The organism is Blautia sp. 1001283B150304_161114_C9, assembly GCF_015668165.1.
Classification (GTDB): Bacteria; Bacillota; Clostridia; order Lachnospirales; family Lachnospiraceae; genus Blautia_A; species Blautia_A wexlerae.
On sequence record NZ_JADPGO010000014.1, the window covers coordinates 56641 to 81898 of the forward strand.

General features: G+C 39.1%; 29 protein-coding genes and 1 pseudogene. 4 read left to right on the plus strand and 26 right to left on the minus strand.

The window, feature by feature from the left end; all coding sequences use genetic code 11:
- Positions 1–226: 226 nt before the first annotated feature.
- From I4V44_RS18540 to I4V44_RS09070, 11 genes and pseudogenes are all read right to left on the minus strand, one after another.
- The gene (locus I4V44_RS18540; protein ID WP_420314887.1) at positions 227–610 is read right to left on the minus strand and encodes a VanZ family protein; all 384 of its coding nucleotides are present in this window, start codon (positions 608–610) and stop codon (positions 227–229) included.
- 110 nt (positions 611–720) lie between these two features.
- Positions 721–1020 carry a DUF2442 domain-containing protein gene (locus tag I4V44_RS09025; RefSeq protein WP_196002626.1) on the minus strand — a complete coding sequence of 100 codons (300 nt, stop codon included), beginning with the start codon at positions 1018–1020 and terminating at the stop codon, positions 721–723.
- 933 nt (positions 1021–1953) lie between these two features.
- Positions 1954–2781 (minus strand): hypothetical protein, encoded by an 828-nt coding sequence (locus tag I4V44_RS09030; RefSeq protein ID WP_196002627.1) that lies wholly within the window; start codon positions 2779–2781, stop codon positions 1954–1956.
- Positions 2775–4031 (minus strand): AAA family ATPase, encoded by a 1257-nt coding sequence (locus tag I4V44_RS09035; RefSeq protein WP_196002628.1) that lies wholly within the window; start codon positions 4029–4031, stop codon positions 2775–2777. Before I4V44_RS09035 ends, I4V44_RS09030 begins: the two co-directional genes overlap by 7 nt.
- Positions 4032–4645: 614 nt before the next feature.
- Positions 4646–5341, minus strand: a complete 696-nt coding sequence (locus I4V44_RS09040; protein WP_196002629.1) for a hypothetical protein — start codon at positions 5339–5341, stop codon at positions 4646–4648.
- A 490-nt stretch (positions 5342–5831) separates the two neighbouring features.
- Positions 5832–6029: pseudogene (locus tag I4V44_RS18225) on the minus strand (sugar transferase); the annotation flags it as partial.
- Between the two features lie 134 nt (positions 6030–6163).
- A complete protein-coding gene (locus tag I4V44_RS09050) occupies positions 6164–6556 on the minus strand; it encodes a hypothetical protein (protein ID WP_196002630.1) in 393 nt (130 codons plus the stop codon).
- A 19-nt stretch (positions 6557–6575) separates the two neighbouring features.
- Positions 6576–7298: a hypothetical protein gene (locus I4V44_RS09055; RefSeq protein WP_196002631.1), complete on the minus strand. Its 723-nt coding sequence runs from the start codon at positions 7296–7298 to the stop codon at positions 6576–6578.
- Positions 7295–9196 (minus strand): recombinase family protein, encoded by a 1902-nt coding sequence (locus tag I4V44_RS09060; RefSeq protein ID WP_330610623.1) that lies wholly within the window; start codon positions 9194–9196, stop codon positions 7295–7297. The genes I4V44_RS09055 and I4V44_RS09060 overlap by 4 nt, the downstream gene beginning before the upstream one ends.
- Positions 9165–10169, minus strand: a complete 1005-nt coding sequence (locus I4V44_RS09065; protein ID WP_196002633.1) for an AAA family ATPase — start codon at positions 10167–10169, stop codon at positions 9165–9167. The genes I4V44_RS09060 and I4V44_RS09065 overlap by 32 nt, the downstream gene beginning before the upstream one ends.
- A complete protein-coding gene (locus I4V44_RS09070) occupies positions 10170–10478 on the minus strand; it encodes a helix-turn-helix domain-containing protein (protein WP_167338123.1) in 309 nt (102 codons plus the stop codon).
- Positions 10479–10791: 313 nt separating this feature from the next.
- On the opposite strand from I4V44_RS09070, the gene I4V44_RS18230 reads away from it, so the two are divergent.
- The gene (locus tag I4V44_RS18230) at positions 10792–10974 is read left to right on the plus strand and encodes a helix-turn-helix domain-containing protein (protein ID WP_207744246.1); all 183 of its coding nucleotides are present in this window, start codon (positions 10792–10794) and stop codon (positions 10972–10974) included.
- 349 nt (positions 10975–11323) lie between these two features.
- On the opposite strand, the gene I4V44_RS09080 is transcribed toward I4V44_RS18230, so the two are convergent.
- The 3 genes from I4V44_RS09080 to I4V44_RS09090 all read right to left on the minus strand — a co-directional run bounded on the left by I4V44_RS09080 (position 11324) and on the right by I4V44_RS09090 (position 13427).
- Positions 11324–12019, minus strand: coding sequence for a pentapeptide repeat-containing protein (locus I4V44_RS09080; RefSeq protein ID WP_196002634.1), 696 nt, complete (start codon positions 12017–12019; stop codon positions 11324–11326).
- A gap of 106 nt (positions 12020–12125) precedes the next feature.
- Positions 12126–12479, minus strand: coding sequence for a hypothetical protein (locus I4V44_RS09085; protein WP_196002635.1), 354 nt, complete (start codon positions 12477–12479; stop codon positions 12126–12128).
- Between the two features lie 3 nt (positions 12480–12482).
- Positions 12483–13427, minus strand: a complete 945-nt coding sequence (locus tag I4V44_RS09090; RefSeq protein ID WP_008704402.1) for a ParM/StbA family protein — start codon at positions 13425–13427, stop codon at positions 12483–12485.
- Positions 13428–13665: 238 nt separating this feature from the next.
- Here I4V44_RS09090 and I4V44_RS09095 point away from each other — a divergent pair, with 238 nt between their 5' ends.
- Positions 13666–14286: a helix-turn-helix domain-containing protein gene (locus tag I4V44_RS09095; RefSeq protein WP_008704403.1), complete on the plus strand. Its 621-nt coding sequence runs from the start codon at positions 13666–13668 to the stop codon at positions 14284–14286.
- Positions 14287–14360: 74 nt separating this feature from the next.
- Here the strand turns inward: I4V44_RS09095 and gloA2 are convergent, their stop codons facing one another.
- From gloA2 to I4V44_RS17770, 3 genes are all read right to left on the minus strand, one after another.
- On the minus strand, positions 14361–14738 hold the full coding sequence (gene gloA2 / locus I4V44_RS09100; protein ID WP_008704405.1) for an SMU1112c/YaeR family gloxylase I-like metalloprotein: 378 nt from the start codon (positions 14736–14738) through the stop codon (positions 14361–14363).
- A gap of 190 nt (positions 14739–14928) precedes the next feature.
- Entirely contained in the window at positions 14929–15171 is a 243-nt protein-coding gene (locus I4V44_RS09105) for a hypothetical protein (protein ID WP_008704407.1), read from the minus strand.
- Between the two features lie 15 nt (positions 15172–15186).
- A complete protein-coding gene (locus I4V44_RS17770; protein ID WP_008704408.1) occupies positions 15187–15315 on the minus strand; it encodes a hypothetical protein in 129 nt (42 codons plus the stop codon).
- 228 nt (positions 15316–15543) lie between these two features.
- Between I4V44_RS17770 and I4V44_RS18235 the strand changes: the two genes are divergently transcribed.
- The gene (locus I4V44_RS18235) at positions 15544–15720 is read left to right on the plus strand and encodes a helix-turn-helix domain-containing protein (RefSeq protein ID WP_242832806.1); all 177 of its coding nucleotides are present in this window, start codon (positions 15544–15546) and stop codon (positions 15718–15720) included.
- A gap of 108 nt (positions 15721–15828) precedes the next feature.
- Here the strand turns inward: I4V44_RS18235 and I4V44_RS09115 are convergent, their stop codons facing one another.
- Together I4V44_RS09115 and I4V44_RS17905 are read right to left on the minus strand one after the other, a co-directional pair.
- Positions 15829–16131, minus strand: coding sequence for a helix-turn-helix domain-containing protein (locus I4V44_RS09115; RefSeq protein ID WP_044952070.1), 303 nt, complete (start codon positions 16129–16131; stop codon positions 15829–15831).
- Positions 16118–16387 (minus strand): type II toxin-antitoxin system RelE/ParE family toxin, encoded by a 270-nt coding sequence (locus tag I4V44_RS17905; RefSeq protein ID WP_330609491.1) that lies wholly within the window; start codon positions 16385–16387, stop codon positions 16118–16120. The genes I4V44_RS09115 and I4V44_RS17905 overlap by 14 nt, the downstream gene beginning before the upstream one ends.
- 248 nt (positions 16388–16635) lie before the next feature.
- Between I4V44_RS17905 and I4V44_RS09125 the strand changes: the two genes are divergently transcribed.
- Positions 16636–18012, plus strand: coding sequence for an MATE family efflux transporter (locus I4V44_RS09125; protein ID WP_008704412.1), 1377 nt, complete (start codon positions 16636–16638; stop codon positions 18010–18012).
- A gap of 137 nt (positions 18013–18149) precedes the next feature.
- Here the strand turns inward: I4V44_RS09125 and I4V44_RS09130 are convergent, their stop codons facing one another.
- From I4V44_RS09130 to I4V44_RS09160, 7 genes are all read right to left on the minus strand, one after another.
- Positions 18150–19112 (minus strand): GHMP family kinase ATP-binding protein, encoded by a 963-nt coding sequence (locus I4V44_RS09130; protein ID WP_196002636.1) that lies wholly within the window; start codon positions 19110–19112, stop codon positions 18150–18152.
- A gap of 55 nt (positions 19113–19167) precedes the next feature.
- A complete protein-coding gene (locus tag I4V44_RS09135; RefSeq protein ID WP_020993814.1) occupies positions 19168–19680 on the minus strand; it encodes a hypothetical protein in 513 nt (170 codons plus the stop codon).
- Positions 19681–19782: 102 nt separating this feature from the next.
- Positions 19783–20325 carry a group II intron maturase-specific domain-containing protein gene (locus tag I4V44_RS09140; protein WP_008704415.1) on the minus strand — a complete coding sequence of 181 codons (543 nt, stop codon included), beginning with the start codon at positions 20323–20325 and terminating at the stop codon, positions 19783–19785.
- A 65-nt stretch (positions 20326–20390) separates the two neighbouring features.
- The gene (ltrA, locus tag I4V44_RS09145; RefSeq protein WP_008704417.1) at positions 20391–21647 is read right to left on the minus strand and encodes a group II intron reverse transcriptase/maturase; all 1257 of its coding nucleotides are present in this window, start codon (positions 21645–21647) and stop codon (positions 20391–20393) included.
- Positions 21648–22167: 520 nt separating this feature from the next.
- On the minus strand, positions 22168–22953 hold the full coding sequence (locus tag I4V44_RS09150; protein ID WP_008704421.1) for a reverse transcriptase domain-containing protein: 786 nt from the start codon (positions 22951–22953) through the stop codon (positions 22168–22170).
- 8 nt (positions 22954–22961) lie between these two features.
- Entirely contained in the window at positions 22962–23282 is a 321-nt protein-coding gene (locus tag I4V44_RS09155; RefSeq protein WP_147612031.1) for a hypothetical protein, read from the minus strand.
- 284 nt (positions 23283–23566) lie between these two features.
- On the minus strand, positions 23567–25240 hold the full coding sequence (locus I4V44_RS09160; protein WP_195278158.1) for a phospho-sugar mutase: 1674 nt from the start codon (positions 25238–25240) through the stop codon (positions 23567–23569).
- Positions 25241–25258 lie beyond the last annotated feature (18 nt).

Sequence of the window (25258 nt, forward strand, 5' to 3'; positions counted from 1 at the left end):
TTATAGTAATCCTTTTATCATACATTATGGATTTTCTCAAGATTATCTTTTTCATATCTGCATTATAGCATTTTAACAGATTTTGTTAAACATTTTTACTGTTATAAACAATTTTACGTCAAAAAGACATTGCTGTGAACGGAGTCAATTGTTCCAAAATTTTTCAGGTTGCGCTTATGAACTATCTTCATGTCAGTGAAGACAATATTTCATCTGGTCCTGCCCTTTACTTTTCATGCACCAACCTTAACATCCTATTCCCCAACAAACACCCCAGCATACATCCCAAACTATTATGAATAATATCGTCAAACTCAAACAACCCTCTGCAAAGCAGCAGCTGACTAATCTCGATAGCAGATGATACCGCAATTCCCACAAGCAATCCCATCCACCATTTCAGTTTTCTGCCTGTCAACCCCGGCAATAAAATCCCTGCCGGAAAAAGCAGCAGAATATTCAACAGATTCTCCTGCAGTAAGCCATCTCCCGTAGTACTTCCCAGTCTGCCACATGTACCAATCCCCAGGATTTCCTTCCATGACCAGAATACCTCCGGCTGATACTGCCTGATCCCCGGAGTCCTCGTAAAAACAGTAGAACCAAATATTTATATAAAAAAATCCAGAATATAAGCCCAGAATCGTTGAATTTTCAGCATTCCGGGCTTAAGTTGACCACATTGGGGTTTGACCCCGAGTACTCTTTACAATATTAAAATCAGATAGCAGGTTTAAGAGAGGGATACTCGTAACTATTTACATACATATATTCAGGTGCACAGTCAATCTCCTCATCCAGCCAGGTAACCACTCCATCTACTACTTTACAATTTTTAAAAATATCTTCATCAGACAATGGTTTATAGGCAGATCCTGTTAAGATAGATGCGTCCAAAAGACGCTGTTCTCCTGTTGAAAATGTAAGAATCATCATCATATCATCCAATGGTTTAACAGATACTACTTGGATATTTTCTGACTTTTCATTAGCATATACAATTCCATTTAATACAAACATCAACCCACCCCCTACTGTAATGGTTTAATTTTATCAAAATGTTCTCCTCTAACGGCTTTATTCCAAGCGGCATATCTTTGAGAATTGCGAATTTGCAAACACTCTTTCCTTTCCTACTTTTTGAAATTATATCATTTAAGATAAGTCTCTGCAAAATACTTTAGATTTTCTTTATAGAACTTTTAGCTCTGATTCATTTCTTTTATTTGGATTTCATGGGGTCTGACCCCGAGTACACTGAGTCGAAGTTCTATGACTCCAAGAATAGTATTGTAGTCGTGCATAATAGTTCCTCCTTTGCACTGTGATGAATAATAGTTACATCACAATAATAAAGGAAAAACGTACCGTTTTGGGCAGAAAACGCGTACCGCTAAATCAGAATGAATGTACCGCCGATTTCAGAATAGGCGTACCGTTCGAGCAGAATTTGCACACCCAGCCAGGAACAGTATCAGATGGCTTTTATAAGATGTCAATATACGAATGATTACCTCCTTTTTTTCTTTAGGTGGAAAAATTACTGGAAGTTCACAACCTACTTACGAAAAAAATGAAAGAGGACAAGATAGGCGCTTTTCCCCTTTCATTAGACTTTTGTTTACCCTGGCATGCTGCAGAGCTACGCACTTTGCTTTTTTAGACATTTTATTTTCATGGTTGTCTCTCCATTATTGCTTCACTCCAATATCACATCAGTGAGCCTATTATTGTTTCTTACACATGCGCATCACTTATGCAGAGTCTACCTGCATGAATTATGCATCAGCAATGCTTACAGACACGACACACGGTCGGCTACATAGGTCTTTCACATTCGGGTACATAGAAGTTCAATATTGCCTTAGATATTATCTTCAATGGCATCACTTCCCTTCTTTTTAATTCTATTTTATTATAACAAATCTGTTAAAAAAAACAACACTGTTATTACTATGCTTTTCTTTCAAAATCAGCCAATTCATAATATGTCGGTCTGAAAAAATGTTTGCATCGCCCTTCTAATACATCGGGCAAAATACTTTTCATCATTCGATCCCCATGCAATTTTTTTGAATAGTATAGATGTCTTGATTCTGAAATTTTCTTCGCATATACAGAATTATCACTGTTTTTAAGCAAATATTTTTTAATATCATTCTCAATAACATTTATAAGCTGATCACTCAGCTTATAATAAACACCATCTCTAAAACCATATTGCTCAATATCATCTGCATATTCTTTAAGAACTTCCCGATCAATATACTGTTTCAACTGATGTACAAAGAACTGTCGCTCTGAATATTCCAAATCATTTATCGAATTGCTCTCATAAAGTGCTTTAAAGCCATGCTCCCAATCAGCAACAAACCAAGATTCTGCTTCCGGTGATGCAAATAGTAAAAATACCTTTATTTCCTGATTTTCAAGAATATCACGAACCTTTTTCACAATATCTGCTCTATATTTATAAATTTCTTCCTCAGTTTTATTATGAAATCTTCCGTCTAAGTCATCTTCAATAAGCACGGCTTTGCAATTATTAATCTCATCCTTATGTTTCTCAAGAATATTGTATATTTTTTCTAAAAGCTTTTCTCCTGTCAGACCGCTAATATCCTTATCAATGATTTTGGAATCCCCTTTCCTTTTAACGGTCTTATTTGGCAAGTACTGTTTATATTCAAACTTCTCATTAATCTTTTTTAGAAAAAATTGCATTGCGCCTGCCTCTGTATATCCACATGTCAAAAAGCAGGCAATTCTGTTATTTACCAAGGCCAACCTCCCAAAGCAGGATCATTCGTTCTATACAAATCTCCAAGTTCCCATTCACCTAATTCATCAGCAATATCCACATACGTTATCTTTTTAATCGTTCCATTATTATCAAAAACAAACACTGCTACATTCCCGTGCTTAAATTCTTCTGTAAACACATCTAAAAAATCCGGTGAATGTGTACTGATAAAACACTGTTCATAATTTTCAGATGTCTGAATCCAGTTTCCAATCACTTTCTGCCATGCTGGATGAAGATTGTTTTCCGGCTCATCAATTGTAAGCATTGATTTCTTCGTTTCCATTGGCATATTAATCAACATATTAAGAATCAGTCCTTTCAGCGTACCTTCTGATACATCTGATAAATCATACTGCCCCTCCCCATATACCAACTTAAAAACCAAATTATCATAAAGAGTAACCGTATCAACTGCCTGTAAATCCGGAATTAATTCTTTCATAAACGATTCAAATCTGCTTCTCCACATAATATCTGCAGATTTATAATGATTAAAAACATTTGTAAAATTAGACCCATCATAATTTAATATACTATCAATATTCTTCGCATTAACCGGAATCCTCATCTTTTCTGTGTTAAATTTCGATGTGGCATACACACTATACTGAGAAAAATAGTTCTGAATCTGATATAAAAGCTCCTGAATCTCTCCTCTAACTAACGTGTCTCCATAAATACGCGCATTATTTAACAGAATATCTTTAAACTGGCACATTAGAGATTCTTTACAGTCCAGTTTAAAGCGCAGCCTTCTGTTTTTGCCCCCTTTAACAATACTACTGGAAAAGACACCTTCTCCAAGTTTTTTATCATGACAACGAAAATAATTAAAAGCCTGCTCATACTTTATATTTTCCGCGGCTGAGTTCAATTCTTCAAGAACGATATTACAATCCTCTATGGTATTGCCAACTGTACATGCAAAAACATATTCTACTGGTTCCCCGTTGAGATTAAGCTTCCACGTAAATCGAATCTCCTTATCATTCTTTGCACTCTTATTCAGCATATGCTCCCAACCATTTCTGGCTACTGCATTTAAGAATGACGATTTCAAAGTTCCCTCATCTGCTCTATCAAGCATTTCCGCCAAAAACGTCAATGCTCTGATAAAATTCGTTTTACCTGAATTGTTCGGACCTATAAGAATATTTATTTTTTCAAACAGCAAATTATCTGCTGCAATATTTCTAAAATTTTTACAGGAAAAATTCTGTATCATATTGTCACCTCACTTTGCATTATATCTCTAAGATCAATTCCAAATATAGCTTTCACTCCAGCAACTAATTTTTCCTTAATTCGCTTTGATTTTGCGTCTTTATAAAAATTATAATATCCTGATTCTTCGGTATGTGATGTGCTGGATTGTTTCCTTTAATAAAATGTATCATTTCCATTCCTTCTCTGATGTAGTGTAAATGTATCTAAGTTCTTATTATATGTGATATGTATGTATAATAAAGTTCTTCACAACCTTAGTCACCAATATGCACTTGCCTCCATCCCATAGCAGTGTACATTTTGTGTATTCTGGCTCATACTTATCTATATTACTTGATTATTCCGGGGGGCACACCGGGCTGGCGGCTCTGCCGCACCGTAATATTCATTACTCTTTTCTTCCAACGAATAAAACTTGATTTTTCGCAGTTCTTCGCACTGAAAAATATCCAGTTTAACTACTGTTCCATATATTTGGCGGGATGAAAAGCCTAAATGTTACTCATAATCCATTCCTTCGCATCTTAATCAACAACATAAGCATAAACGGCAAAACCCAAGTATATGTTCACTGATATAACATCCAGCAAAACATCTCAGAAGATTTGAGTTCTACCGTTTATGACAACTTGCTCTTTTAACTTTTGGTGAAGACAAAAGCTTTTCTCTTTTGGTTTCTAATGTCCATAACTCAGTTGCACTAATATAGTCATCCAGCTTAGTGATACAAGAATAATAATCTCGATAATGTGTTTTAGGTGAAACCAACAAATCTAATACACATTGTTCAAATTCTTTATAGATTTTAAAATATCGATCTACTTTTGTAAAATCTAAATAAAGCATTTCATCTGTAATTTCAGCATTAATTTTAGTACAATCATTATTCAAACATTTTTTCCACTGTCCATGTGCTACTTTATTCCTCATCTGACTTGGTTCAATAATATACTTATCCAAAATTCGGTTCAAAGTCTGTTTTTTATTAGCGATTTCACCCAGATTAGCATTATTATTAATTTTATAAAACGCTAATTCTACACATTTTTTCCATTTCTCTTCCAAGTTGCGCTTACTCTGAATATCAGCAATTTCTTGTAATGTAAACGCTTTTGGAGTGTGAATGAGCTTCAAAAAAGAATTTTCTGCATATGCTGAAAAAAGCAATGAATAAAATTTTGTCAACGTATCTAAATCAGCAGTATTTTTTTCACGAATAGCTCTATTTGCTAACATAACTAACCGTCTTCTATGTTTTTTTAATTCTCTTACATTATCAACACATGCTCTATATACTTCTTCAGCCATAATATATTACCTCGAGATTACAGGATGCTAAAAGATACAATATTAAATATTATACCCTTTAGCATCCTGGAATCGAACCAGGATCTCCCCTTATTTTATTAAAGGAGTATTCTACCATAATGAACTAATGCTCCATTCGCATTATAACATTGTTATAATCTTTTATCAATATGTTTATTCCGGACCTTTCCAATGATTTTATTTTCAAAATATATATCTTAAGGCACCATAACACTTCTTATCCCGCTTCACCACCTCTCAATCCCTCTCCCAAGCTTTCTGCTGTATTCGGCTGTAATGTTTGCGCTGCTTCGGTTTCCGGCACCAATTACAACCAGCCTGTCTGACCAGGCACTATCGATATTTCATAAGTCGAGTAGACGCACCCCTTGCGGTCGTACGCCCCTCGCAGAATCCGGACTTGCGGCTTTCCCGCATCCGGCTCTTTGCGAAACGAATCGTTCACATTTATCAATCGTATACACTGACATAGCCCAATGTTCCAGTTTGTGATATACTCTTTATCAAGACGAACCACTTCTTCAAAATCAGTAATGTCACTACGTCCACTGACCTGCCACATACCGGTTATTCCTGGCTTAATTGCCAGTCTTGCACGATGGTGCAGCTCATAAAAATTCGTTTCCGAAATCAGAGGTGGCCTGGTTCCAATTATTGACATATCACCTCCTTATGTCAACTCAGGAACAACTTTTTTTCAAAAATTTCTCATAAAGCACAGTATTATCAACTTACCCTCAAAATAAGCACAAAAAAAGAACCCCTGATTTCTCAGAAGTCCCAAATTCTTCGATTCTATGTCTACTCTATTTCTCCAAATTGCACTATCCTAGCCTGATTCAAATTAAATTCCACCAGATTATATTCTGGATAATGCGTTCCTGCTATTCGATACGTGTCATTTTCATTCCACTCACAAACTCTCCAGATTATCCTCAGCATTTGAATACTGCAAATTTTAAAATCCCAGTCTTTAGGATTATATTTAGGCACACGAAAACACTCCGCTTCTTTTCGGCTGACAGACTGAACTGCTAAAGTTCTTTTCTTCGGGTTAAATAAGAAGCGAATATACCTCGGATCACCCAATTCTTTTATCGTTGATCGAAATATTCGTATTATTCCTTTTTTTGGCACAGAGATACCCCTGTGATATTTACTGTGGTTTTCGGCATCTGCACTCCTCCCTTTCAAATGAGCGCACTTTCTCCTATCACCTTGTTGCTGAAAATTCTATATAGCCGTCTGTTAAATTAGTTTCCAGTGCCTTTTTATGTTCTTCTACTGATAAGCCAAAAGAATCCTTCCAAGCTTTAGGATAAAATGGTATTCTATTCAACTTTCTCGCTACTTTTGCTGCTATCTCTTCCTGATTCTGCTCCGGTGTCTGATCTGTTTCTGCAGTAACTAATTCTTCCTTTTTCTCCACTGAATCTGGATTCGCTTTTTTCTTTCTTTTTGTATCCATGAATATCTCTGTTTCCAGCAAATCAAAAATATACATAGTTTCATCTTCATGTATTATTTTATGCCCCAAAATCTTATATCGGCAGTCTGTATTCCATCCCATCATGTCATACATCATTGCTGAAAATAATTTATTTGACATTTTTCTACTTTTTCTTTTATCTGGTTTTTCAATACACCATCTCAAAGCATCTTTGTCGTTTTCTTCACATTTCCGCACTACCATTCGCTTATTATCCTGGTTAACAAGAATCTGTATGTAAACTGCATCCTCTAAACCGGCAATGCAGGCAGTATTAAATGTCACACTATCTCTTCGGATTACAACAGCTGGCTCCCGTAAATGTGCAAAAAGTTCCCTTCTTACAACCTGGTAACCATCATAACTAAAATCTTGTGCCAGTTCCAGTGCTTTCTGATCTACGTTTTCTGTATTCTCAATAGTCTGATTTATCATCATTTCACTCATACTGCACACCTCATCTTTTCTATCATGTTCTGTGCTTCTTCATTCAGCTTATCCAACAAATTTTCTGATATAGGTTCCAAACCTTCTACTATTTTAGCTGGACGCAGCACATCCCAATTTCCATAATACTTAACTCTATGTAAAAGAACAACATCTTCTGAACTATCGCCAAAATGATTCTGCCACTGCTTCGGGAAAAGTGTTCTGACAATCTTCTTTGTTTTATTTTCAGATGCTTCTACGGTATTCTTTTCCGCTTCAGTCGTATCTGTATCAGGTAAATCCTCTTGAATTATCTCATGTTTAATCACTTCTGGTTCTTCCAAGTCAAACAATAATATCTGTTCGTTATCTTCCTTTGAATATTGACCTCTAAAACGATATTTACACTCATTATTCCAGTCCATTAATTCAAATAGTGGCTCTGAGAATCCCCGGCAGCTTTTAGGCAGGACTGCCCATTTACCATTTCGTATCGTTCCCCATTTTACGGCATTGATGTTATCTTTATCGCAGGGTCTTACAGCGATACATCTTTCTATTGAATTAAAAAGAATTTCTACATATTCCACATCTTCAAATTTCTTCAAACAGGCAGTGTTAAAGGTAATACGTCCTTCTGAGATTGTCATGGCTGGATTCAACCTTGTAGAAAAGAACTGTGCCCGAACAATCTCGTATCCAGATAAATCAAATCCTCCGTCTTTCTTTTCTTCTTTTGATTCTTCAATATCTTGTATACTATTCTGATCAGAATACACGCTCTGACTTGCTTTTTTATAATCTTCTACTGTAAATCCTGTCCAAGACCGATTAACCGACACAAAACCTTTTAACGCTCCACCATCTACTACCTTGAGATTAGGAAATGGAAAGCCTTTTTTCGCATACTTTGTTACTGTCAACATCTTCTGTGCCGCATTATAAATATCCCTGTCAACAATAGCCTCATGGTGATCTGTTTGTCGGTACTGGTTCCGATCATGACGATTCTTTTTTGATTTATGATCAAGATAATTAGGCGTAAATGTCTTTCTGGAAAGTACATCTCCACAATATCTCTCATTTCTCAATAAACTTCCCACAGTGCCACTTGACCATTTGGTATTTCCAAGTTTCGTTTTCCGTTTTAATTGCATCAGTATTTCTGCAATTTCCGCAGTTGGGAAACCGTTAAGAAACAAATAATAGCATAAACGCACTGTTTCTGCCTCTTCTTTATTAATTACCAGATTACCATCCTCATCCACATCATATCCCAATAATTTTGGTGTAAGAAATATGCCCCTGGAAAAACGTTGTTCTATGGAAATATTCATAATCTCACTCTTCGTATGAGACTCTTCCTGTGCAGCTGCGGATAATACTGCCAGCATCATTTCACTGGTATTATCCAATGTGTAAATATGTTCTGTTTCAAAAAACACACCCACTTTTGGTCGCATATTTCCAAGTTCACGAACCTTTGCAATACAATCCACTATATTTCTGGCAAATCTGGAAACACTTTTGGTAACAATCAGATCTATTTTTCCAGCTTTACAATCTTCTATCATCCGATTGAACTCGTCTCTATGCTGTAAAGATGTACCGGATATTCCTTCATCAGCATAAATTCCTACCAGCTCCCATCCTTGATGTTCTTTAATCATATCTTCATAATGATTTTTCTGCAGCTCATAAGAAGAAGTCTGATTAACATCATCAGTAGAAACACGGCAATAGGCACAAACCCTTTTCTCTGCAGTATCCTCAAACAACTTTTCTCTTGGTTTTGCCGGAATGAATTCCAATTCATTTCGGTCAATACCCTTATATCTTTCACGAATCTTATTCTTTTGTTCTTCCTGTTTCTTTATTTCTTTTTCATATCCGCTCACCTGATGCATCACTCCCATTTAACTGCCAATACCATTTATCTCCCGACTTATAGGATACAATCCCCATATCTTTTTTTGCCTGCTCCACAGTACGTTTACCAATACCATTTGCACGCATTTTATCAAATATATCTGCACATGCCATATCTGTTCCACTTAGCAGTAATTGCAGATAATCCTTTGCTTTGTCCAGTTTACTATCTGTTTTTGATTTATGAGACAAAAGATCTTCTACCTCATATTCCTCCTGCCCTATCCACCGAAATCCAGAATCCGGATGTAGTTCAAATACATATGCCTTTCCTTCTGGTGCCAGATTATTTTTTATCTGAAGCATTACACGATAATGCGGAATATTTCTATCCCTCCCTACTAATAAAATACTCCTTGCTACTGCAGCTATATCTATACTTCCAAGTCCTCGATATATGCCTTTTGTCCGATTGCTTTTATTCATGTGTCCAATCAGCACAACTGCACATCCAGTCCGCTCTGCAACTTTTGCAAGATTTGTAAGAACAGAACGCACCGAATTTGTACGTTGCATTTCACTATCCATTCTTAAGTAGGCTTGAAGTGGATCAATAACCAATAAGTTCGCCTGTGTACCTTCAATCGCTTGTGCCAATCTTGTGTCATTTAGTAATATTGGTTCTTCATCCGGCTGTTCCAAAAATGCAATTCTACTACAATCTGCACCTGCCGCTTCCAATCGTGGCTTGATTGTATCTTCAATTCCATCTTCTGCCGCCTGATAAATTACGTTTCCCGGTATTTTATCTCCGCTTCCATCTGGCATAGCTTTTCCAGTTGTAATAAGTGCCGCAAGCTGCATCATCATGGTCGATTTGCCTTCTCCTGGATCTCCTTGCAATATCGTTATCTTTCCATAGGGAATATACGGATACCATAACCAATCAACTTCTTTTGATGACACTGCATTATAATATGTAATTCTATAATCATTTTGTTCCTTTTCATTTTGAGCCATCTATAACCCTTCCAGCTTTTTATTTTTCTCCGTCATGTCTGCAACCAGTTCTGTAATTGTTTGTATTTCTTTTGGTGTAAGACCAGATACGTCAACCGTTCTTTTACTTTCACACCCCAACAGATAGTCGGTACTCACTCTATAAATTGTAGCTAATCTGACCAAAATTTCATAAGAAGGCTGTCTGACATCATTTTCATAGGAACACATTGTATTTTTATTTACTCCAACCAAGCTTGCTACCTGATCTTGCCGCAAGCGATTGTTTTGTCTTAATTGCTTTAATCTATTTCCTAATGATTCCATCATGTGCATCTTACCTTTCTATGCACTATGAAAATTTTTGATTTTACAGTATTTTAGTATATTCTATCAATTTATAGTTCTCGTTTGGGGAACTGCGGTTCCTCTTTCGAGAACCAGACGAATTTCCACTTAACAATGCTTTATAATATTTTTAATCCATAAATACTGCTTTCTCTTTTTATGTTTCCAATTATATATTATCTAGTGAATTTATTCACTATATTTTTGCATTTTCCCCTACTTATAATTAAACAATCAGGAAATAAATTAGAAGGGCGGGGACAATGTGATTGATTATAGTCCGTTATGGATTACAATGGAAAAACGAAATATATCTCAATATTATCTCGTCAACAATGGCATCGACTACCGAACTATGCAGCAACTCCGGAATAACCAGAATATTACCGCATCTACTATCGAAAAACTTTGCCGGATCTTATCCTGTACCCCAAATGACATTTTAACTTTTACAGATGATGATATACATGATAAATAACTGTCGGAACCGATGCATCCTGGCAGTTTTATTTTGCAACATTGCGGTCTTGCGGTGTTGTGGTCTTGAAAAAATAAATAAACCGCAAGGTATCGCTCTACCCTGCGGTTTTCTTATCATAACTTTTATCGTTCTACTATATTCATTTCAATGTTCTTCTAACCTCGAGTAATCGAGGAGGGATAATTTCAACTAGTTTCTGTAACAAAAACATCGCAAAACTTATTACCATCATAAAATCATTTATCATAGGCAACACCTCCCGAATACCATCCACACATACTGGTCCCCAAATTCCGACGTGGATTTCAGAGATTTCTCTCATCCGAGGCGGGACAAATACATTATATCATCTTTTATAATAATTTGAAAGAGCTAAAATATAATCATAAATTGTATAGAATTGTTGTTTATTTGAAATTAACAATTTTTGAAAGAAATATTTTAATTCTTGCTCATGATATTTTTTTAAAAGTATTTCTAACATCCAATAATTAGGTTTTTTCTGATTTATTGTTAGTATATGATACTTTTCTAATTTAGAATTTTGGCTCATTGCAGCCAAAACTCCCTTCATTTCCTGTGACAGCAATATCTCAGGATATTTTTTGATAATTTTAATGTTATCATTAACCATAAAGTTCTTAATATTTTTCAAATTGCAACTTATGAAGTAAACATTTTCAAAGCTTGCTCCAAAGAAGTCTGCATCTTGTAAGTCACATCCAAAAAATAGACAATTTTTAAATTTTGTACCTTTAAATTTACTGTTTTTCATATTCACACAAATAAAATCAACCTTTTCAAATAGAGCATTTTTAAAAGACGAATACGTAATGTGACCACTTCTATATCTTACATTATTGAATCGTGCATTACTAAAAGAACAATGATGGACATTTACTTTATATTCGTACTTATACATTGTTCCCCTCAATGGTTTAGGACAATTTGAAATCGAAAAAGGTGCTCTTTTCCCCTGGCGAATTTTTATCATACGTTTCTTTTTCAATTTTGCCTTTCTTCTTTTCTTACCTCTTCCCAAAAGTATTCTCCTCGCATAATGTTTTTCTATATAATATCATATACAAAGCACTTTCAAAAGAAAAAATACCGCTGAACATTCTTTTTCCATTGTTCAGCGGTATCTTCTAAAATCCATTTTCAAACATCGACAGCCCTGCCATCAGCATCCCTTCATCCATATCCAGTCCATCACTCTGTTCTTCTTCTATCACTTTCCCGGCATCTTCTTCAACAACTACACTCTTTTTTATCTGCTGTATAAAATCCGTATCCTGCAACAACTGCTGTTTTAATTCCTCCACACTGACATTTGCATTATTATAGGAAAAAACGGGTGCATTTTCTTTATGCAGCCACGCATAAACCAGTTCTGTAATCAGTGCTGTTTTACACCTTTTCTGTGATTTCAGATACCTTCCGATTTCTCTCTGCCATTCATTATCTTCATTAAATATCAGTACAACCCGTATCTCTCCCACACATTACACCCCCTGTCTTTTCTGGATGTGTAATGCTGTCATTTTCTCATATCCTACCGCATTTGCCCGGATGTCCTCGATAAACTCTATATATTTAAAATCAGAAGATTTTTCAATCTGCTGTTTCAGTAACAGGCTACCTCCACCAAGAAATACTGCCGGATTAGTTCGGAAATCTGGTACATACGCATGGAGTTTATTGATAATTCTCTGCATCCAATCCCCTGCCATTTTCTGAATCTCTCTTACCACTTCTTCATCCAGAATCGTTGCTTCCTGCATTAATACCTGCTCTACGTCTGAGGATTCCAGATGGATACCGTAATTCTGCTGGATGGAATTAGAAATTTCTGAACGGAGAATCGCCATTCCAGATCTGTCACTGACACGAACTGACAAATCCGGCTGTCCTTTTCTGATTACCAGTAAATCTACAGTTCCGTCTCCAATATCAATGCAGTTGACCGTCCGGTACTGACGGAACAGGCTTGCTTTATAGCACATGACTGCCGCAAAATTTTGAGGACTTACCAGAATATCTTTCAGGTAACAATTTACCGGCTTTCCATTGAATCGGAAAGAAATTCCATGTTTTGAATGTTCCATAAAGTATTTTTTGAATCCCGGAGCCTGCTGTCCGAAGTCTGCTGGTGGCAGTCCAACTCCCAGTACAATATCTTTGCCGGATAAAGTGATTCCTCTTTCCTTTGCTTCCAAAGCCAGTGAAAATAAAGTTAGTATAAAGTAATCTTCATCCACTGTCTTATCTGCTTTGAATGGCATTCTTGTTTCTGATAACGTATAATACACACCGTTGTATTCCAGAATATCCTCATTCATAAATCGTCCTGGTTCAGAAGTATATCTTACCAGACCACATGGAAAGTTTACATGTACCCCTTTCATATTTCCGTTTCCATGATCAATTCCCATAATAATTTCTGCCATATCCTATTCCATCCTTTCCTGATCATCTTATACTTAACTGTCACTTATCTTTAAACTGTCTGGTTTTCCGCATATTTTTTCATATTTCTTATGACAGTTATGTATAAGTTTACTTGTACTTTTGTATCTGTTGTGTAAGTTATGTGTTACTTTTGTATCTGTCAATATTTTTCTCAAAACTTTTGTGGCACTTTTATTTAAAAATGTGATATACTTTTGCTATTGGAGGACTTTGCCTATGAATACAGGAGAAATAATCAAGTATTTTCGTCTGGCTCGTAACATGACACAGGAACAACTTGCACAGGACGCTGAGATCAGTTTCAGTACACTCCGCAAGTACGAAGCCAATGAACGTAATCCGAAATATGAACAACTTTCAAAAATTGCTGATGCGTTAGGTATCAGTGTGAATCTTTTTATGGATTTTGAAATTCAGTCTGTATCCGATCTGTTTTCTATTCTGTTTAAAATGGAGGGACAGGCAGATTTAGAAATTGCAACCTCAAAGGATTTGGCAGTTCTATCTGAAGATGCTCTTTTTCTGCATTTTAAAAATGGATACATCAATCACATATTAAGCAATTACCATGCTTCTGTTGAAAGTATCCAGGACATGGATGCTCAATATCGTGAAAAAGCTCTATCAGAAATCCAGAACAGATTATTGGATGACAATAGCAGTATCCATACTGACAGTCCTGCTTTATCTGCAGATTCCGGTAAACCTGCTCTTTCTCTTTCTTCTGCTGATCAGACCTGGTTTGAATTATCCTCTGACTGCTCTGATGAAGAAAAAGAACAAATGATAAAAGCTGCTACCTTTATAAAAAGCTGTCTGCGACATTCCGATAAATAAATCTTTGCACAAAAAAGACAGATGTGGGAATATTTCATTACCTGCATCTGTCTCTTTCTATTCTATGCTATTTTCTACTCATGAATTTCCAATGGAAGTCCATCCGGATCATGGAAAAATGTCATTTTCTTTCCGGTATAATCATCCAGGCGTACCGGCTCTGTTTCAATTCCTTTCCCATTCAATTCTTTTACTGTATCATCTACACTCTTAACTTTAAATGCCAGATGGCGTAATCCCAATGCTTCCGGATAATTTACACGAGCTGGAGCATTTTTTATGATAAAAAGTTCTATTTCCTGCGGTCCACATGCCAGATCAATCTTGTAATCATCACGTTCTTTTCGATAATTTTCTCTGATCACCTTAAATCCAAGCAGATCCACATAAAAATGTTTTGATTTTTCATAATCGCTTCCAATGATTGCAATATGATGAATGGTATCGAACATAACTCTCTCTCCTCCGTTTTTCATATGTTGATATATATTTTCTCACATTTTATCACAGTAATGATATATGTGGAAAAGTCATTTCATCTTCATTTACTTTTTTAATTTTTCTGCCAGTTCAAACCAAAACTCCAATTCAACGACATCTTTTTCTCCATGTTTTTTGCTGCCAATACCTACCCAGTCCGCTTCATAACAGATTCTTCATTGTTTCCTTATCTTCCAGTGCTGATTCACCATCACTCAGCAACCAGATATATCCCGTCTGCATTTTAATAAGTGCAGACATATCTGGAAATGTCTGAATTTTAATATTACATCCTGAGATTTTTGAAAACTGTATTGCCCGTTCTGACAGATATATAAATCTCTGATATTTTACAGGATTGATGATCTGATATTCTTCTTTCTTTTTACGCTCTGCTTTTTCCATAATCGTACTTGCTTCCTAGAATAATTTTTGATGTTCTTTTTCCCTTTCCTCTACCGAAAGTGACTGCTCATGCTCATCCTGTTCCTTCTTCATCTGCTCATATATTTCTGTCTGTTCATCGTAGTAAAACTTTTCAATATTCACTTATATAACTCTCCTCCCACATGCACCCATCAATCAATTCTTACATTGTCCGACTTTATTTTCCTTTATTTTACATATCCCTCGATCAAATTATATCTCTTATGGTGAAGATGTCCACCATATTTTTTAGTTTATTCGACAATTATAATTGAAATTAATGGTATTTTATGCCAAAAAGCAAAGAAAGGCGGGGATACCTTGATTGATTACAGTCCATTATGGGAAACCATGAAACAACGCCACATTTCCCAATATGCCCTGATTAACAAAGGAATTGACAAGCACACCCTCGATCAGCTCCGGAAAAATCAGAACATCACAATCCTTACCGTTGAAAAACTGTGCAATATTCTTAATTGTACACCCAATGATGTATTCGCTTTTAAAGATGAAAAAGATTTGTAATACCGTCATAGTATAGCAATATTCCTATGGCGGTATTTCTGTATATGGCAGGGCAGAGAAAAACCGCAGGCGAAAATTCCTGCGGTTTCTATTTCCTCATCATACTCTTTACATTTTATTTTTTGTTGGCATCGGAACAAATTCCAGTTTTAATTGCATCCCTAATCCCTGTGCAAGTTTTTTCACCATACTCAAGCTGGGATTTCTTGTTCCATTCTCGATCCGGCTTATATCTGCCTGCGTAATTCCGGTTTTAGCTGATAAATCTTTCTGTGTCATGTTCTGCTGCACTCTTGCATCAATCATCGCCTGGATAATATCATATTCCGGCTGCAGTGCATCATATTCTGCTTTTACCTCCGGATTCTGCAATGCTCTTTTTTTATAATCTTTATAGCTACTCATTGCCATACCTCCGTTCATAATCTGCTTTATATTTCTTTGCCAGTTCCTTTTCTGCTTTTGGTGTCTTTTGCGATTTTTTTATAAATCCATTGGTCAGTACCGCCTTCTTGCCTATAATAAAGAAATACAGTACTCTTGTAATATCTGATCCCTGCTTGGTACGATGTGAACTTCCAGTCTTTTTCCGCCTAAATCGAGAGTCCCTATATCTGTGCTTCAAAATAATTCTATTTTTCCGTCTTTTCTCCATCTGATCCTGCATTTAAAAAGTTCATGATCTCCTCATATGACCGCCCACTTTTTACAACTGCTGACAGGATCTCTTCTTTTCTTACGGTATTTCATGGGGTCTGACCCCGAGAGGCTATTCTCAATATCTTTTACAAGGACAATATCTCAAAATCATAGCTTTTTCTGTCCATATCTGTTAAAATTGACAATGATTAATATACAGGGGCTGCTGCACATGCAAGTGCGGCAGTCCCTGTCGAATGGATGAGGAAAATTAAAATGAACGCAACAGCAAATCTTGGCAAGGCACCCGTACGCACTCTGGTGCTCCAGCTTGCCATCCCTTCTATGACCGCGCAATTTGTCAATGTACTTTACAGTATTATTGACAGGATGTATATCGGACATATTTCCGAAAATGGCGCACTGGCTCTTGCAGGTGCAGGCATATGCGGTCCTATCGTTACACTTCTCACTTCTTTTGGCACCCTGGTAGGAATCGGAGGTTCCATTACCATGGGAATCCGAATGGGCGAAAAGAATCACAAAAAAGCAGAACAGGTACTGGCAAATTCTTTTCTGATGCTCAGTGTTTTTTCTGTTCTGCTGACTGTCAGCTTTCTTCTGCTAAAAGATAAGCTGCTTATGTTGTTTGGCGCAAGTGGGGCTACTTTCCCCTTTGCCAATACCTACCTGACTATTTATACAACAGGTACCTTTTTCGCACTGATGGCTACAGGGCTTAATTACTTTATCAACTGTCAGGGATTCCCCCTTGTGGGAATGTTTACCGTACTGATCGGCGCAGGATGTAACATCCTGTCAGACCCGATTTTTATTTTTGGTTTTCATATGGGAATTTCCGGTGCTGCCATTGCAACCGTTATTTCGCAGATACTCTCCTGCATCTTTGCAATGACCTTCTTATTGGGAAAAAAGGTTCCTGTAAAGATTACCTTCGGACAGTACAACTTAAAAGTCATAAGGAAAATCCTTTCCCTGGGATTTTCTCCTTTTCTGATCCTGGCCACAGACAGCCTGATCCTGATCTTTATGAATACAGTGCTCCAGAAATATGGTGGTGCTTCCCAGGGCGATATGCTGATCACCTGTGCCACCATTGCTCAAAGCTATCTGCTTCTGATCACCTCACCTATGATCGGGATCAGCGGAGGTACACAGGCAATCCTGAGCTACAATTACGGTGCCAGATGCGTAAACAGAGTCAAGGACGCAGAAAGGAACATTCTGGGAGTAATGCTTATCTTTACCACCATCATGTTCCTTCTCTCCCGGTTTATTCCCCGGTACTTTGTTCTTCTGTTTACCACTGATCCACAGTATATCAGATTATCTGTCTGGGTCATCCGTACCTATACACTGATGATCATTCCGCTAAGCTTCCAGTATGTCTTTGTAGACGGGCTGACTGCCCTGGAATGTCCAAAGACAGGACTTGCGCTCTCCGTTACCAGAAAATCTCTTTTTGTGATCAGTGCAGCTGTCCTGCCTTCTTTCTTTGGTGCAAAAGCGGCTTTTTTCGCAGAACCTGTTGCTGACGGAATCTCTTCTGTCCTCTCAACAATTGTATTCCTGCTTCTGATCAACCGCCACCTGGATAAACGCTGCCGGATGGACAAGAAAGAGAGCCTGTAAATTACTCCTGTATCTCCGCATTTGAGAGATACAGGAATAAGTATGATTGTGCAGCAATCTATTCTATTTGATAAGATAAGCACTCAGTTTATCAGCTTTTTCAATTATGCACTGATCTGCTTTTTCCTTCGGAATTTCTATTCCCATACAAGCTTACAGTCAGCTACGCCAACGAGGCTGTCCATAAATACTTCTTTCAGACGTTCTTCTACCATCTGCCTTGTCACACCCTTTTTCAGTATCACCTGAAGGAAACCGCCACCACCGGCACCACATACCAGCTTTCCGTCCACCAGTTCCTCAATACTGCTGAAAATCTGCTCAATCAAAGTGTTACTGCTTCCGGCATCTATTTTCTTACTCAGTTCCCAGTGATAATCCAGAAGCTTCGCAAAACCGTCTACGTTTCCACGCTCCAGTTCAAAGCGCATCAGTACTGCTGTTTTCTGGATCTCCTCCAACGCAAACAGACTGTCCGGTTCATTGCCCACATAGCGTCCCACCACATCACGGAGAAGGTTTCTCGCCAGACGCCTCTGCCCTGTATAAATCAGGACAAATCTCTCATCCAGTTCCTTCTTTGTCTGCGGTGAAAGCTCTATGTGTGCTACCTGAAGATGCTGTTGAAGCCCAGGCATGGAGGTAATATATTTAAGACCAGATGTAATACCTCCGACCTGATCCTGCCATCCGCCTCCTGTAGACATGATCTGCTCCATTGCCAGTACATGGGCATATAAATCTTCTTCTGTATATGCGATTCCCATAAATTCAAACACTGCCTTCACACAGGCTGCCGAAAGAATAGATGAGGTGCCAAGACCGGAACCTTTAGGAACATTTGTTACCTCAGAATGCATAACAAAACCACTGCCAAGACGTTCCAGTATTTCACCCAGAGTATGTCCTTCCCTGGGAATGATCCCACAGGCAAGAAGACAAGCCTTCTGCAGTGCAAATGGATCATAAGGGTCGCCTGTTGCCTGCAAAGGTTTAATCGTGTCAAATTCTCCATGAACATCCATATCCCGGCTGTCAAAAACAACCTTCTGCTCAGGAATCCTCTCCAGTATCACCTCTACCGGCTTCTCCCCGTTCAAAAGAATAGCGACATTTAATACAGTCCCGCCCTTTTCATTACAATAGGGCGGTGTATCACTCCAGCCATTCCTTCTGAATCTTTGTCAGAGACTGCAGCTTTCTTATACTCCCTGCAGGAACCTGATCTCTGATTGCCTTTGCAATCCCGTCCATAGTTACCAGATCTGCCATCCGCTTATTCCATGCTATGATAGCATCCGGATCCGCCTCATTAAATCCGGCGCAGAGAGACTTGTGGGAAGCTGCAGTCCATAAAGATCTGTCAAAATCTTTCCCTCCTGTGACAATCTCATAAAGTTCCAGTGCCGCATCTGTTGCCTCCCGGATTGTATCTGACTCCTGATACAGCGCAGCAGACCATAAGGTATGTGCCTGTCCGTTCTCCTCCCAAAACTTCACTCCAAGTGTATCTTCCAATTCATCCAGATTCCTGCCAAACAGCCGGTTCTCCTTAGGATTATCATTTACGCCCAAAATACGAACAATAAATTTACCGTTTCTCTGCTTCAGCCCATGGAGGACAACATTATCAGGAATAACCTGATCCTGCACGTCTAACTTCTTCATGGGTCGAGTAGGTGCACCCCTTACGGTCGTACACCCCTCACAGAATTCCGGACGTGCGGCTTTCCCGCATCCGGCTCTTTGCGAAACGAATCGTTCACATTATCATTCGTATATATTGACATATATCCGGGGTCTTACCAGTGGATAGCTGTTATCCAGCATATTTAGAAATTCTACCCAGTTATAGCTTTTCTTCTGGCTTCTCCGGTTCAGACAATAGAACAGGCTTCTCATGATGTTATATCGGAATGCCGTTATACTTTCTGTATTGTCCGTAATTCCATAGTAATGGTAATAACCAGTTAGTATCTGGTTAAGTTTTTCAATAATCTCTTTTAATCTGCATGTTCTCATCTTCACTAACAGAAGATTTACTTCTCTGCACTTCTTTGCAAACTTCTTCTTACTGGTTTTCCTCTTCACTCTGAATCTGCCATTCCTACTTTTGGAACAGTAGTGTGTAAAACCTAAGAAAGTAAAAGTGCCTGGTTTCGTTCCGGCTTTTCTGCATCTTTCTTTTGCATAACGCCCGAACTCTATCAGACGGCTCTTTTCTTCTTCAAGGCTTAATCCAAAGTGTCCCATTCTATGTTTCAGATGTTCATAGAACCACTCTGCATCCGATTTATACTGGAATGTTACCACAAAGTAGGTAGACCCAAGGAACCTCCCCTTGAGTCCCCATCAGAACCGTACGTGAGCCTCTCGACTCATACGGCTCCCTCTCCAACAGATGGTAATATTCCAAATTTCCAGTGTGCAAACAAGTTTCTGTCTCTTCTGGCTACTGCACCAAGCCAGTGCTCGGCTCTGCTTCTCGTGTTTTTCTTTTTATAACTTCGTCGTACCCATTTAATCAGACATTGATTGATATAACGCAACACCTCATAAAATTCTGACTTATAATAGTGTGTGTAGTAGTTAATCCATCCTTGCACTACTTTGTTTATCATGTTCCCAATATCTTTTAATGAGAGATCCGCCTTTAACTGTATCTTCCATTCTCTGATCTTCTGTTTCATAGCAGTTTTGGCTTTTTCACTGACCGCAGGCGTAAAGCCTACAAAGAACTTTCCTTCTTTATTCTTATTTAGCCTTGGTCTGAACGTATATCCCAGAAAAGTGAATTGGGTACAACTATAGTTTTGTGGCCTTCGGTTATCCTTGCAGTAGACAATACGTGTCTTTTCTTTATTCAGTTCCAATCCAAACTGCTGAAAACGTTCTTCCAGTTTCTGCTTTATAAATGCAGCCTGCTTGTACGATTGGCAGTGCAGTACTCCATCATCAGCATATCTTTCCCACCAGATGTTCGGATATGCTTTTGTCATAAAGTCATCAAATACATAGTGAAGAAATAGATTTGCAAGCACAGGACTGATAACTCCACCCTGAGGTGTTCCTGACCTGCGTTCAGCAACCGAGCCATCACTCATGATGAACGGCACTGTAAGCCAACGTTTTATATAAAGTATCAGCCATTTTATTTGCGTATGTTTCTCAACCATGTACATCAGATATCCATGTTTGATGTTATCAAAGAGCCCTTTGATATCTAATTCCAATGCCCAGTCTCTTTTAAAACATCTTTCCCTTGCTTGTCCTACTGCCTGAATTGCAGATTTGTTCGGACGGTATCCATATGAGTCATTGTAAAACATTGGTTCAACCAGCGGTTCAAAGTACATCTTCGCAACCATTTGTGCGATTCTGTCTTCTACTGTTGGAATTCCCAAAATTCTGATTCCACCATTTTTCTTGGGTATTGCTACTGCCCTTACAGGCTTCGGGAAATAACTTCCTGATGCCATCCGGTTCCATAGTTTATACAGGTTGTTATTAAGATGCTCCTCAAACTCTTTTATGGTTTGTTCATCTGCCCCGTAACTTCCTGCGTTTTCCTTTACCGCCTGAAAAGCTGCAATTACAGCCTTCTTTGAAATATCAAACTGTTTTGCTTCGCTCATAAGCTCCTCCTTATTCCTAAGTTGACTTATTTACTCTGCTTGGATACTGTGACTTCTTCGCTCTGTTTTCTTTTCAGAAACCCTCTTCACTACTACAAGCCACTCTGCCCCTATGACTGTATCAGTACTCTGTACCTTGCGGTTCGTCCACTTGGCACTCTCCCTTAACACCAGCCCGTAGGTTCCCACGTTCCATATGAATGCCTGAACAGTGTTCATGCCACCTTTACGCCGTCCACCGCATAACCAGTAAATAGGCTCCCGTTATGCTTATCCCAGGTTAACGACTGACCCCCTGGTTTTGATGGAGTCTCTACGCTTTCGACGTTTTCGTAAGTGGTTCACAGCTTCGTTCATCTCCACTGTCCACACCTGACTGTTTTGTACAGCCTTTTCTCTGACGCTCAGTACCATAGCTTTTGACTACAGCACCTCAGAGTGATTTGAAACCTCCACCTATATAGCGGTTCCGATGGGCCTGCCATCATCATTCACACAGCATGGCTATACTTGTTTGACATCATGTCACAAGTTTCCGCCTTCGTGGCGCACAATCGTCGGCATATACGACCAGACCTGCATATCCTTTCAGCTTTGGTGTTATCACCTCTTTAAACCACCATACCAGTACGTAATGCATATAGATACAGGAGATTACAGGAGAACAGACAGAACCCTGTCCACTTCCTTCTTCGGTTTCTTCAAATTCATAGTTGTTCATAATTCCTGCCTTCAGCATCCGTCTGACAAGACGGATAATATTGGGGTCTTTGATCCTTGATCCTATAAAACGTATGATCCATTCATGGTCAAGATGCTGGAAGAACCCTTTAATGTCTGCATCCAATACATAACTTGTTGGTTTTCTCTCCAACATCAGGTTTAATTTTCGGATTGCTTTATGACATCCCCTGTTGGGTCGGAATCCCATCATTTCATCATAGAATATGGGTTCAAACACCGCTTCCAGTATTCTGCGCAGTGCTTCCTGCACCAGCTTATCTTCATAACAATAAATACTGAGCGGTCGCATCTTTCCATTATCCTTCGGTATTTCCACCAGCCTTGCCGGTTTCGGCTTATAGGACTTCTTCTTTAGACGTTCTATAAGAGCGCTTATGTTTTCTTCCAGTCTTCTCCCGTATTCCTCTTTGGTAATCCCATCAATTCCTACAGCTTTCGTTCCATCCATCTGGGCATGGCAGCTCTTAAGCATTTCTTTATTAATCAGATGTCCTAAAGACGTAAATACCATATCAGGATTTTCCTTTGATAATTGTGATATTCTCGCCAATTTCGTTTCCATTAGTACCTCTATCTCTGTGTATAGCTAATGTTTCCTCTTTGATATAGTTTCGCAGGCCAGAACTGTGAGGAACAGTTCTCTCTCGACTTCCCTCTGGTATTTATTTTGTTCATACCTTCATCGGTAATATTCGGACCTCCGACTACCTGCATTTCTTTTACCATCCTTCTTTTGGTTGTCAGGCATACTTTCTGTTTACACACTACAGAAGAAAATGCAGGTTCTCTCCAGTTGATATATATTCCCTGTATAACATGAATAGTTCCAACCAACACCGCAGAGGTATGTAAAATCTCACCATAACGATAAATACATATGTTGTCTTCCATCCAGACCACGATGTCGACCCTCTGGTGACTTTGGGATTTCGGTGCTCAATAGCTATCCCTGTTATCTTGCTGTCTACGCTTAGCCTGCAACGTTTCCGCGACAGACTCAAGACTCGCTTCAAATGCTGTGGTTAGCAGCTTATTTGATGGGGCTTCCACCCACCGGACTATATACCCTTAGCTGGACGCACGGTCTCACCCCAATGACGATATGACCCCAATGTACAAGATGGAACGTGATTCTCCAATTATCACCGAAAGGCTCCTTACGGAGCCTTTCAAAATCAACAAATCCACTTTTCTGCAGTTTTAGCAATCTCATCTTCTACTTCCTCTGCCATTTCTTTATTCTCAGCACTGACAGAAATATAAATTTTCAGCTTGGGTTCGGTACCGGAAGGACGTACCACCAGAGAGCAGTTGTCTTCCAGCAGAAATTTCAACACATCAGACTTGGGCAATCCATCCAGTCCCTGTACATAATCCAACAGCCTGGCAACCTTCTTGCCACCAAACTCCTTGATGCCACCGCGGAATGCCTGCATGATGCTCTGCATTCTGGCAAAACCGGCGCTGCCATCGAACTCATAGCTGTGCAGGGTGTTCAGGCAGTAACCATATGTCTTATACAGTTCATCCAGCCTGTCCAACAGGCTGATGCCCTGGGTGGCATAGTAACTGAACATCTCACAGATCATATACGCACCATCCACGCCGTCTTTGTCGCGGACGTAAGAGCCGGTCAGATAACCATAGCTTTCTTCGAAGCCGAACACATAACTGTCTGCTTTCCCCAGCTGTTCCAGCTTGCCGATTTGCTCGCCGATGAACTTAAAACCAGTCAACACGTTGACAGTACGCAGTCCGTAATGGGCGGCAATCTGCTCGCCCATATCCATCGTCACAATAGTCTTGATCATGACCGGGTCGGCAGGCATCTTACCGTGCTTGATGCGCTGACTGCAAATGTAATCCAGCAACAGCATACCTGTCTGGTTGCCGGTCAGCAGCTCATACTCCCCAGCCTTATTCTTGACAGCAATACCCACACGGTCACAATCCGGGTCAGTTGCCAACAACAAGTCAGCGTTGCACTTCCTGGCATACTCCATGCCCAGTGCCATTGCTTCCTTAATCTCAGGATTCGGGTAAGGACAGGTCGGAAAGTGTCCGTCTGGCTGCTCCTGCTCCTTGACCACCGTAATGTTAGTGTAACCCATCTCCTGCAGGGTGCGGGTCACTGGCTTCAACCCCGTACCATTCAGCGGGCTGTACACGATGGCTACATTCTTGTTGACGTTCTCGCCAAACAAGACAGACTGATTCTTGACCTGTTCTACAAATGCAGTGTAGACCTCGTCCGGAATATACCGGATGCTGCCGTTTGCCACGCCTGCTTCAAAGTTGCTGGTCTTAACGTCCGCAAAGATGTCAAGTTTTTCAATCTCAGCAAGAATCTCCGCCGCTGCTTCGGTCGTGATCTGACAGCCGTCAGCACCATAGACCTTGTAACCATTGTATTTGCCGGGATTGTGGGAAGCTGTCACCATGACACCTGCAGAAGTATGCAGATAGCGAGTCGCAAAAGATACGGTCGGTACCGGCATCAGGACAGGCCAGATATTGACACTGACACCATTTGCTGCAAACACCCCTGCTGCGACTTTTGCAAACACATCGCTCTTGATACGGCTGTCGTAGCCGATTGCAACAGAAGGTTCTTTAAAGTGTTTCTTCAAATAGTCTGCTAATCCCTGAGAAGCCTTTGCAACTGTGTAAATGTTCATACGGTTTGTTCCTGCACCGATCACACCGCGCAGACCGCCTGTTCCAAATGCCAGATCACGATAAAACGCATCCTCGACTTCCACATAGTCCATTGCCTTCAGTTCCGCAGCAACATCCGTATCTGCCACTGCATTTGCCAGCCATCTTTCATATTCCTTCTTAATCTTCATCTTACCTACCTGTCTTTC

Coding starts and splice junctions, on each gene's coding strand:
- I4V44_RS09025 (WP_196002626.1), bottom strand. CDS start 1,020: ATGTTTGTATTAAATGGAATTGTATATGCTAATGAAAAGTCAGAAAAT.
- I4V44_RS09035 (WP_196002628.1), bottom strand. CDS start 4,031: ATGATACAGAATTTTTCCTGTAAAAATTTTAGAAATATTGCAGCAGAT.
- I4V44_RS09040 (WP_196002629.1), bottom strand. CDS start 5,341: ATGGCTGAAGAAGTATATAGAGCATGTGTTGATAATGTAAGAGAATTA.
- I4V44_RS09055 (WP_196002631.1), bottom strand. CDS start 7,298: ATGAGTGAAATGATGATAAATCAGACTATTGAGAATACAGAAAACGTA.
- I4V44_RS09060 (WP_330610623.1), bottom strand. CDS start 9,196: ATGGGAGTGATGCATCAGGTGAGCGGATATGAAAAAGAAATAAAGAAA.
- I4V44_RS09065 (WP_196002633.1), bottom strand. CDS start 10,169: ATGGCTCAAAATGAAAAGGAACAAAATGATTATAGAATTACATATTAT.
- I4V44_RS09070 (WP_167338123.1), bottom strand. CDS start 10,478: ATGATGGAATCATTAGGAAATAGATTAAAGCAATTAAGACAAAACAAT.
- I4V44_RS18230 (WP_207744246.1), top strand. CDS start 10,792: ATGGAAAAACGAAATATATCTCAATATTATCTCGTCAACAATGGCATC.
- I4V44_RS09090 (WP_008704402.1), bottom strand. CDS start 13,427: ATGGCAGAAATTATTATGGGAATTGATCATGGAAACGGAAATATGAAA.
- I4V44_RS09095 (WP_008704403.1), top strand. CDS start 13,666: ATGAATACAGGAGAAATAATCAAGTATTTTCGTCTGGCTCGTAACATG.
- gloA2 (WP_008704405.1), bottom strand. CDS start 14,738: ATGTTCGATACCATTCATCATATTGCAATCATTGGAAGCGATTATGAA.
- I4V44_RS09105 (WP_008704407.1), bottom strand. CDS start 15,171: ATGGAAAAAGCAGAGCGTAAAAAGAAAGAAGAATATCAGATCATCAAT.
- I4V44_RS18235 (WP_242832806.1), top strand. CDS start 15,544: ATGAAACAACGCCACATTTCCCAATATGCCCTGATTAACAAAGGAATT.
- I4V44_RS09115 (WP_044952070.1), bottom strand. CDS start 16,131: ATGGCAATGAGTAGCTATAAAGATTATAAAAAAAGAGCATTGCAGAAT.
- I4V44_RS17905 (WP_330609491.1), bottom strand. CDS start 16,387: ATGCAGGATCAGATGGAGAAAAGACGGAAAAATAGAATTATTTTGAAG.
- I4V44_RS09125 (WP_008704412.1), top strand. CDS start 16,636: ATGAACGCAACAGCAAATCTTGGCAAGGCACCCGTACGCACTCTGGTG.
- I4V44_RS09135 (WP_020993814.1), bottom strand. CDS start 19,680: ATGAAGAAGTTAGACGTGCAGGATCAGGTTATTCCTGATAATGTTGTC.
- ltrA (WP_008704417.1), bottom strand. CDS start 21,647: ATGAGCGAAGCAAAACAGTTTGATATTTCAAAGAAGGCTGTAATTGCA.
- I4V44_RS09150 (WP_008704421.1), bottom strand. CDS start 22,953: ATGGAAACGAAATTGGCGAGAATATCACAATTATCAAAGGAAAATCCT.
- I4V44_RS09155 (WP_147612031.1), bottom strand. CDS start 23,282: ATGGAAGACAACATATGTATTTATCGTTATGGTGAGATTTTACATACC.
- I4V44_RS09160 (WP_195278158.1), bottom strand. CDS start 25,240: ATGAAGATTAAGAAGGAATATGAAAGATGGCTGGCAAATGCAGTGGCA.